This is a genomic window from Mesorhizobium sp. B2-9-1 (assembly GCF_006439455.1).
Classification (GTDB): Bacteria; Pseudomonadota; Alphaproteobacteria; order Rhizobiales; family Rhizobiaceae; genus Mesorhizobium.
Window position 1 is genome coordinate 41,882 of sequence record NZ_VFTP01000015.1, and the last position, 10,766, is coordinate 52,647.

The window sequence follows — 10,766 nt, forward strand, 5'->3', positions numbered from 1 at the left end:
GCAACAAGTGGGCGGCTGAAGCTCTATCGGCCGAGCAATAGTCTGATTTTACGTGGTAATTCCACTTATCTGTTTGCAAGCTCGGCTCGCCTCCGCGGTTTTCGGCCGCTTGACCGAATTCCGGGATTTGGTAATACCAGAATGGCGCAATGCATAGACGCCGACAGGGTTGACCAAACAGGCTGGCCCTCATTTCAATAGGCGCTATGCTTGGTCGCGAAAACAAACGAGGGAGGATGCCGATGCCGACGACGATGAAGGGCCCCGGCCTGTTTCTGGCGCAGTTCGCGGGCGACGCCGCGCCATTCAATTCGCTGGGTTCCATCACCAAATGGGCAGCAGGGCTGGGCTATAAGGGCGTGCAGATCCCGAGCTGGGACGCACGCCTGTTCGACCTCGAGAGGGCAGCGTCGTCGAAGGCCTATTGCGACGAGGTGAAAGGCGTCTGCGCGGATGCAGGCGTCGAGATCACCGAATTGTCGACGCATCTGCAGGGGCAACTGGTCGCGGTGCATCCCGCCTATGACGCGCAGATGGATGGCTTTGCGCCGCCATCGGTGCACAACAATCCCACCGCACGGCAAAAATGGGCTGTCGAGCAGATGAAGTTCGGCGCCAAGGCATCGCGCAATCTCGGGCTGAACGCTTCGGTGTCGTTCACCGGCTCGTTGGCTTTCCCTTACCTTTATCCGTTCCCGCAGCGCCCGGCCGGCCTCATCGAGGAAGCTTTCGGTGAACTCGGCAAACGCTGGAAGCCGATCCTCGATGTCTATGAGGACAATGGGGTCGATGTCGGCTACGAGATCCATCCGTCCGAGGACGTGTTCGACGGCGCTACGTTCGAGATGTTCCTCGACGCGGTCGGCGGCCATAAGCGCTGCAACATCAACTACGACCCGTCGCATTTCCTTTTGCAGCAGCTCGACTATCTCGAATTCATCGACATCTACCACGAGCGGATCAAGGCGTTCCACGTCAAGGACGCCGAGTTCAACCCGACCGGGCGGCAAGGCGTCTATTCCGGCTATCAGGGCTGGGTGAACCGTGCAGGGCGCTTCCGCTCGCTGGGTGACGGGCAGGTCGATTTCGGCGGCATCTTCTCCAAGCTCACCCAGTACAATTACGATTCCTGGGCGGTGCTGGAATGGGAGTGCTGCCTGAAACATCCCGAGGACGGGGCGGCGGAAGGGGCGCCTTTCATCCAGCACCACATCATCCGGGTGACGGAGAAGGCCTTCGACGATTTCGCCGCCGGCACGACCGATAAAAAGCTGCTGCGGGCGATGATGGGGATTTGACTGCAGCTCCCTTGAGGAGGTTCGGCCGCAGGTCCGGGTGGGGTTGAATCCCAAGTCGCAGCGGACTCTTATACCCCCACCCCGACGCTGCGCGTCGACCCTCCCTACAGGGGAGGGTGAGGAACTAAAGAGAGAGGACAAGAATGGTCGGCGCATCGAAGTCGGAAGCGGGAGGCGGCCCGATCCGCTATGGCATGGTCGGCGGCGGGCAGGGCGCCTTCATAGGCGCGGTGCATCGCATCGCGGCGCGCATGGACAACGACTTCGTGCTGGTGGCCGGCGCGCTGTCGTCGGATCCGGCGCGGGCCAAGGCATCGGCCGAAGAACTCGGGCTCGATCCCGCGCGCAGCTATGGCTCCTACGCCGAGATGGCCAAGGCCGAAGCCAAGCGTCCCGACGGTATCGAGGCGGTGGCGATCGTGACGCCAAACAACGTGCATGTGCCGGCGGCGAAAGCCTTCCTCGAGGCTGGCATCCACGTCATCTGCGACAAGCCGCTGGCGACCTCGCTGGCCGAGGCGAAGAAGCTTGCCGGCCTGGTCGAAAAGACCGGCAAGGTGTTCGTGCTGACGCACAATTACACCGCCTATCCGATGATCCGGCAGGCACGCGAGATGGTGGCCAAGGGCATGCTCGGCGACATCCGCATCGTGCAGTCGGAATATCCGCAGGACTGGCTGACCGAGGACCTTGCCGCCACCGGCCAGAAGCAGGCCTCCTGGCGTTCCGACCCCAAGCAGGCAGGCGCCGGCGGGGCGCTCGGCGACATCGGCACGCATGCCTATAATCTCGCCCGCTTCGTGTCCGGGCTAGAACTGGACACTTTGTCAGCCGATCTCGACGCCTTCGTGCCGGGGCGCCAGCTCGACGACAATGTCAACGTCATGCTGCGCTTCAAGCCAGTCGGCAAGTCGCATCCGGCCAAGGGCATGATCTGGGCCAGCCAGGTGGCGCCCGGCCACGAGAACGGGCTGAAGCTGCGCATCTACGGCTCCAAGGGCGGGCTGGAATGGGTGCAGGCCGACCCGAACTATCTCTGGTACACGCCGTTCGGCCAGCCGAAGCAGCTTTTGACGCGTGCCGGCGCGGGCGCGATGCCCGTGGCTGCGCGCGTCAGCCGCGTGCCGTCCGGTCATCCGGAGGGCTACCTTGAAGGTTTCGCCAACATCTACCAGGAGGCCGCGCGCGCCATTCGGGCGGCGCGCAGGAAAGGCGGCAAGCCGGCTAAGGATGTGGTCTTCCCGACGGTCGCGGACGGCGTCGAAGGCATGGCCTTCATCGAGGCCTGCGTGAGGTCGTCGAAGAAGAATGGGGCGTGGACGAAGCTGTAGGGAATCCCCCTCACCCGGATTGCCAGCCGAATTGCGAAGAGCAATTCGGGGCAATCCGACCTCTCCCCGAGGGGAGAGGAGGTGGCAGGCGCCGGCGACAACCTCTTCTCCCCTTGGGGAGAAGGTGGCCGCGAAGCGGCCGGATGAGGGGGAGTGCGGCCCGCTAGCGCAAATGGCTGGCGGCAAGCGGGGAGGGGGTGTCGATGAAAATCGGCATGTGCATGTTCTTGTGGACCACCAGCGTCTCGAAGAAGCACGAGGCGCTGCTCAAGGACATCAAGGCGACCGGCTTCGACGGCGTCGAGATACCCGTCTTCGTCGGGGTGCCCGACGACTATAAAAAACTTGGCGCGATGCTCGACCACATCGGCCTGGAGCGCACCGCTGTCTCGGCCATGGGCGATCCGGCGATGAACCTGATCTCGCCGGACGCCGCCACCCGCAAGGCCGGCATCGACTATATGAAATGGGCGATCGACTGCAGCGCAGCCCTCGGCGCGGACACGCTCAGCGGACCGCTGCATTCGACACTCGGCGCCTTTTCCGGCCGCGGGCCGACTACCGCCGAAAAGAAGCGCTCGGTCGCCTCGCAGCGCGCCATCGGCGACCATGCCGGCAAAAGGGGCGTGACCATCGGGCTCGAAGCGCTCAACCGCTTCGAATGCTATCTCGTCAACACCATGGCCGACCTGTCGGAACATGTCGACGCGATCGACCGGCCGCACATCAAGGCGATGTACGACACGTTTCACGCCAATATCGAGGAGGCCGATCCGATCGGCGCCTATACGAAGCATCGCCGAAATGTCGTTCATATCCACATTTCGGAGAATGATCGTGGCGTGCCGGGGCGCGGCAACATCCCGTGGAAGGAGACGTTCTCCGCCATCCGGAAAAGCGGCTACGACGACTGGCTAACCATCGAATCCTTCGGCCGCTCGCTGAAGGACCTGGCGGCGGCGACCAAGGTGTGGCGCGATTTCGCCGAGAGCCCGGAGGCGGTTTATCGCGAGGGGTATCGGCATATCAGGGACGGGTGGAAGAACGCGGCGTAAGCTGCTCACTTTGTCATCCACGGGCGGAGCAAAGTCGTCCAACATCCGCCGTCGCGATCCTTCGCGCCCCCCTCTGTCCTGCCGGACATCTCCCCCACAAGTGGGGAGATTGGCGGCTTCGGCGCTCCGCTCAATCCTGTTACGTGGGCGATTGGCGAAAGCCGCGATGACGGCTGATCTCCCCCCAAGTGGGGGAGATGCCCGGTAGGGCAGAGGGGGGCGCTGTCCCGCCGACCTCTCCTTAGAAGCAGCAGTCCAACTACACCTGCGCCGCCTGCAGCCGATTGTAATCATGCAGCGTGCGGCTCAGCCTGCGGCGCAGGAAGTTCGAGATGTTGTCGAAGATGAAGACGACAAGCAGCGTCAGCAGAACCATGTAGAAGACGTTGGCCCAGTTCGAATTGGTGCGCATCGCTTCCCAGAGCTTCAGGCCGATGCCGCCGGCGCCGACGGCGCCGATGATGGTGGCGCCGCGGGTGTTGGATTCCCACTGGTAGAGCGTCTGGCTGATGAAGACCGGCACCACTTCCGGCAGCACGCCGTAGCGCTGCACCAAAATGCCGTTGGCGCCGGTCGAAAGCACGCCTTCGCGCGGCTTGTCGTCGATGTTCTCCAGCGCCTCGGAATAGGTTTTGCCCAATGTGCCGATCTCGGTGAAGAAGATCGCCGCACTGCCGGCCAGCGGTCCGGGGCCGAAGGCGCGGGTGAAGAACAGCGCCCAGATCAGCATGTCGACCGAGCGCATGAAATCGAAGAAGCGCTTCAGCACCTGGCCGAGCAGCCCGCTCGGCGTGATGTTGCGGGCGGCGAAAAAGGCAAGCGGGAAGGCGACGATGCCGCCAAGCAGCGTGCCGAGGAAGGCCATGACGATGGTCTGCAACAGCTTCGTCCAGACATCGCCGTGCTGCCACTGGGCGTTGTTCCAGATGTTGTCGGCGGCCAAGGCGAGGTTTGAGGTGCCCGGCCTGAGCTCTGGCCCGGAGGCGATGAGCGAGATGACCTCGCCGGTCGACTTGCCGAAGAAGGGCGAGCGCGTGTCGAAGACGAAATTGGCCCAGCCGAGGAAGCGCTTGCGCACCTTGACGCGATCGACGGTGACGCGCACCTCGCCGACAAAGCCCATCTTGGCGACGATCTCGTCGTCATGGACGGTCACCCAGTCGGGCACCGGGCCTGTAACCACCGGCTTGCCGCCGGTCAGCGACACCGGCACCGTCTGGCCGTTGGCGACGATCGTTGCCCTGACCTTGTCGAAGGTGACGGATTTGTCCCGACCGTCGATCAGGACGGTGAAGGTGCCGTCCGGATTCTTGATCACCCAGTCGGGATCAGGATGCTCGCCGAGCGCCGAGAAGCGCGGATATTTCGGCGTGATCTCGGGCTGGTCGAGCCGGAACTCCGGCTGCAAATCGTAGCTGATCCATTGCGACAGGAAGAGCGGCAGGCGCTCCCAGTGCGACTCGCGCAGCACCTGCGGCAGGCTGAAGAACCACAAGGCATAGGCGAGATAGAGCACGGTGCCGGCGATCAGCAGCAGCGGCCAGAAACGCTTGTAGGCCGGCCGCTGGAATATCTGCGGATGGCGGTCTTCGATGGCGCTCAGTTCAGAGGCGGTCATGGCCATAGCTTACTCTTTGGTCCTGACCATGATCTTGTCCGAAAACCGGCATCGATTTTTCGCTAACGCGGTCCTTCGGTTCGGGATCATGGTCACGCGCTCATCAGGAAAGCCTGCTCGCCGACGAGCTTGCGGCGCAGCCAAGCGGAGAACTGGTCGACGAGGAAGATGGTGACGAAGAGCAGGAGCACCATCGCCAGCGTCTTGGCGCCGAAGCCGCGTGAAATGGAAAGCTTCAGCTCCTCGCCGATGCCGCCGCCGCCGACCGCACCCATGATGGTCGAGATGCGCACGTTGATCTCGATCCGAAGCAGCGTATAGGACATGAAATTGGGCAACACCTGCGGCAGGTCGGCGAAGCGCACGCGCTCGAACCAGTTGGCGCCGACAGCGCGCAGGCCCTCTTCCGCGCGCATGTCGATGTTCTCGTTGATCTCATAGAACAGCTTGCCCAGCGCGCCGATCGAATGCAGGCCGATGGCGATGATGGCGGCGACCGGGCCGATCGAGACGATGGCCGCGAACAGGCCGGCGATGACGATCTCGGGGAAGGCGCGCAGCAATTCCATGAAGCGCTTGACGATAAGCCGCAGGATCGGGCTCGGCGTCAGGTTGCGCGCGGCGATGAAGGAGAAGGGAACGGCGAAGACGAAGCCGATGAAGGTCGAGACCAGCGCCACGTTCACCGTGGTCAGCATAAGCTCGAAATATTCGGGGATGTAGAAGCCGCCCCAGACATAGACGCGGCCGAGCGGGAAGTTGAATTCCTGCGTGCCCTTGTCGCTGGGCGAGGCGATGTCGAACAGGGCGCGCCAGACATCGTTCCAGTCCTTCGGGACCAGCCAGCTCAGGAAATCGAGGATGTGCGGCAGCCGGTCGAAGAAATGCCCGGCATTGGCTTCGTCGGCGAACCACATGGTGGCGCACATGGCGACAAGCAGCAGGCCGACGCCGAGCGCGGTGTAGAAACGTCGCAGCGAGGTCTGGCGCCGCCAGGCGTCGGCCTGCTGGCGGGTGGCGTCGGAATGAAGTGTCGCTGATGTCATGATCGGGACATGCAAAAAGGGCGGCGTCGCCGCATCGGCCCGAAAATCGAAATCCCGATCTTCGGAAAAAGCCGATGCGGCCATTCAAAGTGCTAAAGCGTACTTTGTGCGTCCAACTGGACGCACGCCGCTTTAGAGGAAGCCGCCGCCCTTTCTGATCTTGCCGTCAGCCGCCGATGGCGGCTTTGCGGGCTTCGACGATGACGCTGTAGAAGTCAGGCTTCACCGGGACGTAGCCGGTGAAATCGCCACCCTCGACGCCTTCGAAGCAAGCCTTGTCCTTGGCCGGCAGCGCGGTGAAGAAAGCGGTGAGCTTGGCGGCCATGTCGTCGCCGAGCGCGGTGCGGACAACCAGCGGGCCGTTCGGGATCAGGCCCGAGCGCCACACTTCGACGAAGTCGTTCGGGTCGACGGCGCCCTTGGCGACTTCCTTGTGGAAGGTACCTGAGGTGTAGCCGTTCTTGAAGTCGCCGATGCCGGAGGAATCGTCCACCGCCACGTCGACCTTGCCGTCGCGCACGGCCAGCACGTTGTTCTCGTGGCCGCCGTTGAACTGGGTCGAGGCGAAGTAGGTTTCGTTGGAAGCGCCGGTGTCCTTCGGAATCTGGGTCAGCGGGATCAGATAGCCGGAGGTCGAATCCGGATCGGCATAGCCGAGCTTCTTGCCCTTGGCCGACTTGATGTCGGTGATCCCCGAGGTCTTCAGCGCCAGGCCGATCGAGAAGTAGCCGGTCGAGCCGTCGGTCTGCTTGGTGGTGAGGATCGGCGTGACTGCCTTCGGGTCCTTGAGATAGACGCTGGCATAGCCGGAAGCGCCGAGCTCGGCGAAGTCGAGCGTGCCGCCGAGCAGGCCCTGGATGACGCCGTCATAGTCGGCGGCCGGGAACAGCGACACCTTCTCGAAGCCGAATTCCGACTTCAGGTGATCGGCGAGGCACTGGTAGTTGCGCAGACGGTCGGTCTCATTCTCGCCGCCGAGGATGCCGACGCGGAATTCCTTGACGTCAGCGGCGTGCGCGGCGCTTGCCGCCATGGCGAGCAGCGATACCGCCCCAAAAACCATCTTCCTGAACATTTTGTCTCTCTCCTGTTGCTCCGGCTGCGCCGGCGGCGTTCTGATTTTTCAAGTCTTGCCTTTGACGCTGGCGGGCGATCCGGGTTGCTCTGCTGAAATCCACGATTTGCCCGCACCGGCTGGGGCCGGGACGGTGGATTCAGTAGCCAGGAAAGGCTGGTTCGAGCGGTCCGGCGGATGCGGTGATCTTCGGCTTGATGGTCACGCTGGTCGACGTGATGGCTTCCGAGATCTCGGCGCCGCTGGCATCGGCGCCGTAGACGGTGCGCACGGCATCGCGGTCGAGGTCTTCCGGAGCGCCGTCGAAGACGACCTTGCCGGCCGCCATGCCGATGATACGGGTGCAATAGGCGCGCGCCGTGTCCAGCGTGTGCAGGTTGGTGACGACGGTGATGCCTTCGCGCAGATTGATGTCGCGCAGCGAGTCCATCACCACCTTGGCGTTGAGCGGGTCGAGCGAGGCGATCGGCTCATCTGCCAGAATGACCTTCGGCTGCTGCATCATGGCGCGGGCGATCGCCACACGCTGCTGCTGACCGCCGGACAGCGTGCCGGCCGGCTGCAGCGCGGTGCGGGCGATGTCGAGGCGCTCGAGCGCGGCCACGGCCTCGGCGCATTCGGTGCGTGTGAACATGCCGAGCAGATTGGAAACCGTCGAGCGATGATTGAGACGCCCGAGCAGCACGTTGGTCAGCACGTCGAGACGCGGCACGAGGTTGAACTGCTGGAAGATCATGGCGCAGTCGCGCTGCCAGCGCCGCAGCGGCGATCCCTGCAGGCTGGAAACCTCCGCGCCCTCAAAAAAAATCGATCCTTGGCTCGGATCGATGAGACGGTTGATCATGCGCAAAAGCGTCGACTTGCCGGCGCCGGAACGGCCGATGATGCCGACCATCTGGCCGCGCGGGATCGAGATGTTGATATCGCTGACGGCGGTGTTCTTGCCAAATCGTCGGGTTACGCCGCGGATCTCAAGCGTGGCCGATGATGCTGACATACCAAAACTCCAGTCCGTCGCGCTTCGCAGGTCTGTTAACCTTCGCTAGCGCAGGCCGATGAAGCTGGGGTGTCGGATTGATGTCAGTTTTGTTACGTCCCACAGGCTTGGAGATTCAAGCAAGCACCAGCAATTCCTCGAAATGCTTCATGTCCTTGAAGCTGCAGAAGGCCGGAGGCTTGAGCTCGATCACAGGAGCCTCGCGTTCGAGGAACGACAGGCAGTCATCGAACAGATCCTGCCAGGCCGCGGCTCGCTCGCCGCAGAGACGGCGGATCTGATAGGCGAAGGTGATGTGGAAGACATAAGCGTCGTGGTCCGGATGGCGGTAGCCGAACGGCACCGATAGCGCATCGCGCCACAGGCGCAGGATGCGCTCGTCCTCAGCGGAAGCACCGGCAACCGTAAGGCCGTTCGGCGTGATGCCGACGGTCTTGACGCGGAAGGATGGACAGGCCTCGAAGTCCTCCAGGCGCTGCAGATAGAGGCCGGTCATGTCGTCGATGCTGGTGTCGAGCGGCACGTCGGAGGGCCAGTAGGGGAGCCGGCGCCGGTACTCGATGATGCCCTGGAACAGGGTCATGTGCAGGCTGGAGATCGGGGTGAAGGCGAGGCGGTCCGCGTCGGGCATGGCGCGGATGCGCTCGCGCACCTCGATGATCGCGGCTTGCGAAGGCGAGCCGCCGACGAGGTGACTGACGACCGTGTTGCCCGGTTCGGGGAGGAAGTTGCCCGAGCTGTCGTAACGGGTGCCGAGATGCACCGGCGCCGTCGGGTTGGTGCCTTCGAAAAATCCGGCGAGCGAGGGTATGACCGTGGCGAACATCGCGATCTCCTTGGGGAGATGGCGTCCTGTCCGAGTCATGTGTCAACGGTGTGAATGGTGAATGGTGAATGGTGAATGGTGAATGGTGAATGGTGAATGGTGAATGGTGAGAAGGAAGGGCTTCGTTGCATTCACTATTGACCGGTTCACCATTCACCGCGCCTAGCCGCCATGCTTCTCCAGGAAAGCCTCCGCCGACAACTCGCGGAAATCGTCGAGCGCAGAGCGCAGCCTTGCATGATCCCAATCCCACCAGGCCAAAGCCTGGTAGCGCTCGGCGGTGCGGCGGTCGAAGCGCTCGCGGATCGGCTTCGCCGGCACGCCGCCGACGATTGTGTAGGGCGCGACATCCTTCGACACCACGGCGCCCGCGCCGACCGCCGCGCCATCGCCGACGGTGACGCCGGGCAGGATGGTCGAGCCATGGCCGAGCCAAGTGTCGTGGCCGATGGTGACGCGTTTGGCGCGGCGCTCGGCGAAGAACGCGCTTTCATGCTCGGCGTCGTCCCAATAGTCCGATGCGCGGTAGGTGAAGTGATGCAGCGTCGGACGCCATGTCGGATGGTTGGTGGCGTTGATGCGCACACTTGCCGCGATGTTGGAGAACTTGCCGATGGTCGCGCACCACACGGCGCAGTCCTGCATCATGTAGGAATAGTCGCCGAGCTTGCATTCGGCGACGCGGCTGCGCTCGGCGATCTCGGTCCAGCGGCCGAGCGTCGAGTTCTCGACTTGCGCCGTCGGATGGATCAGAGGCGCCTCCGAAAGCTTCTTCATGCGGCGATCTTTCCGGCGGCGAAGGCGGTGACATCGATGACGCGGTCGGCGACAGCCTCGCGGACATCCTGGTCATGGAAGATGCCGAGCAGGGCAACGCCCGCCGCCTTCTTGGCGGCGATGAGCTCGACCACGACATCGCGGTTCTTCGCGTCGAGCGAAGCGGTCGGCTCGTCGAGCAGCAGGATTGGATGCTCGGTTATGAAGCCGCGTGCGATGTTGACGCGCTGCTGCTCGCCGCCCGAGAAGGTGGCCGGCGGCAGCGCCCAGAGCTTTTCAGGCAGGTTGAGCTGCGCAAGCAAGGAGCGAGCCTTTGCCCGCGCGGCCTCGCGATCCTCGCCGCGCTCGACCAAAGGCTCGGCGACGACGTCGAGCGCGGAAACGCGCGGCACGGTGCGCAGGAACTGGCTGACATAGCCGATGGTATGGCGGCGCACGGAAAGCACGGTGCGCGGGCTGGCGGAGGCGAGGTCGATCAATCCGTCGCCATGCTGGACAATGATCTGACCTTCATCGACGGCGTAATTGCCGTAAAGCATCTTCAGGATCGAGCTTTTTCCGGCGCCGGACGGGCCGCCGAGCACCGCGCATTCGCCGGCGCGGATCGAGAAGGAGACAGCCGCCACCACCGGCAGCGTGACGCCGTCGCGCAGATGCATGGTGAAGCTTTTGGCGACGTCCGAGACAACGAGAGGCGTAGCCATCAGAAAATCCTCCAATTTGTCGGCGGGACAGCGCCCCCC

At 63.5% G+C, this 10,766-nt stretch carries 10 protein-coding genes; 3 read left to right on the top strand and 7 right to left on the bottom strand.

What is annotated here, in order from left to right:
• The first annotated feature begins 242 nt into the window (after positions 1–242).
• The 3 genes from FJW05_RS21635 to FJW05_RS21645 all read left to right on the top strand — a co-directional run bounded on the left by FJW05_RS21635 (position 243) and on the right by FJW05_RS21645 (position 3,684).
• Positions 243–1,298, top strand: a complete 1,056-nt coding sequence (locus FJW05_RS21635) for a sugar phosphate isomerase/epimerase (protein ID WP_140635535.1) — start codon at positions 243–245, stop codon at positions 1,296–1,298.
• A 143-nt stretch (positions 1,299–1,441) separates the two neighbouring features.
• Positions 1,442–2,629 carry a Gfo/Idh/MocA family oxidoreductase gene (locus tag FJW05_RS21640; protein WP_140545875.1) on the top strand — a complete coding sequence of 396 codons (1,188 nt, stop codon included), beginning with the start codon at positions 1,442–1,444 and terminating at the stop codon, positions 2,627–2,629.
• A gap of 203 nt (positions 2,630–2,832) precedes the next feature.
• A complete protein-coding gene (locus tag FJW05_RS21645; protein ID WP_140635537.1) occupies positions 2,833–3,684 on the top strand; it encodes a sugar phosphate isomerase/epimerase in 852 nt (283 codons plus the stop codon).
• A 259-nt stretch (positions 3,685–3,943) separates the two neighbouring features.
• Here the strand turns inward: FJW05_RS21645 and phnE (FJW05_RS21655) are convergent, their stop codons facing one another.
• The 7 genes from phnE (FJW05_RS21655) to phnL all read right to left on the bottom strand — a co-directional run bounded on the left by phnE (FJW05_RS21655) (position 3,944) and on the right by phnL (position 10,727).
• Entirely contained in the window at positions 3,944–5,302 is a 1,359-nt protein-coding gene (gene phnE, locus FJW05_RS21655) for a phosphonate ABC transporter, permease protein PhnE (RefSeq protein ID WP_246673582.1), read from the bottom strand.
• A gap of 92 nt (positions 5,303–5,394) precedes the next feature.
• The gene (phnE, locus tag FJW05_RS21660; protein WP_140635541.1) at positions 5,395–6,348 is read right to left on the bottom strand and encodes a phosphonate ABC transporter, permease protein PhnE; all 954 of its coding nucleotides are present in this window, start codon (positions 6,346–6,348) and stop codon (positions 5,395–5,397) included.
• Positions 6,349–6,514: 166 nt separating this feature from the next.
• A complete protein-coding gene (gene phnD / locus FJW05_RS21665) occupies positions 6,515–7,423 on the bottom strand; it encodes a phosphonate ABC transporter substrate-binding protein (protein ID WP_140544502.1) in 909 nt (302 codons plus the stop codon).
• A gap of 139 nt (positions 7,424–7,562) precedes the next feature.
• Entirely contained in the window at positions 7,563–8,420 is an 858-nt protein-coding gene (gene phnC, locus FJW05_RS21670; RefSeq protein ID WP_140635543.1) for a phosphonate ABC transporter ATP-binding protein, read from the bottom strand.
• A gap of 115 nt (positions 8,421–8,535) precedes the next feature.
• Entirely contained in the window at positions 8,536–9,246 is a 711-nt protein-coding gene (locus FJW05_RS21675; RefSeq protein WP_140635545.1) for a DUF1868 domain-containing protein, read from the bottom strand.
• A gap of 162 nt (positions 9,247–9,408) precedes the next feature.
• A complete protein-coding gene (locus tag FJW05_RS21680; protein WP_140635547.1) occupies positions 9,409–10,023 on the bottom strand; it encodes a DapH/DapD/GlmU-related protein in 615 nt (204 codons plus the stop codon).
• Positions 10,020–10,727 (bottom strand): phosphonate C-P lyase system protein PhnL, encoded by a 708-nt coding sequence (phnL, locus tag FJW05_RS21685; RefSeq protein ID WP_140635549.1) that lies wholly within the window; start codon positions 10,725–10,727, stop codon positions 10,020–10,022. The genes FJW05_RS21680 and phnL overlap by 4 nt, the downstream gene beginning before the upstream one ends.
• Positions 10,728–10,766 lie beyond the last annotated feature (39 nt).

Bases quoted from the DNA above. Each gene is read 5' to 3' on its own strand.
- FJW05_RS21680 (WP_140635547.1), bottom strand. From the start codon at position 10,023: ATGAAGAAGCTTTCGGAGGCGCCTCTGATCCATCCGACGGCGCAAGTC.
- phnE (WP_140635541.1), bottom strand. From the start codon at position 6,348: ATGACATCAGCGACACTTCATTCCGACGCCACCCGCCAGCAGGCCGAC.
- FJW05_RS21645 (WP_140635537.1), top strand. From the start codon at position 2,833: ATGAAAATCGGCATGTGCATGTTCTTGTGGACCACCAGCGTCTCGAAG.
- phnL (WP_140635549.1), bottom strand. From the start codon at position 10,727: ATGGCTACGCCTCTCGTTGTCTCGGACGTCGCCAAAAGCTTCACCATG.
- phnC (WP_140635543.1), bottom strand. From the start codon at position 8,420: ATGTCAGCATCATCGGCCACGCTTGAGATCCGCGGCGTAACCCGACGA.
- phnD (WP_140544502.1), bottom strand. From the start codon at position 7,423: ATGTTCAGGAAGATGGTTTTTGGGGCGGTATCGCTGCTCGCCATGGCG.
- phnE (WP_246673582.1), bottom strand. From the start codon at position 5,302: ATGACCGCCTCTGAACTGAGCGCCATCGAAGACCGCCATCCGCAGATA.
- FJW05_RS21635 (WP_140635535.1), top strand. From the start codon at position 243: ATGCCGACGACGATGAAGGGCCCCGGCCTGTTTCTGGCGCAGTTCGCG.
- FJW05_RS21675 (WP_140635545.1), bottom strand. From the start codon at position 9,246: ATGTTCGCCACGGTCATACCCTCGCTCGCCGGATTTTTCGAAGGCACC.
- FJW05_RS21640 (WP_140545875.1), top strand. From the start codon at position 1,442: ATGGTCGGCGCATCGAAGTCGGAAGCGGGAGGCGGCCCGATCCGCTAT.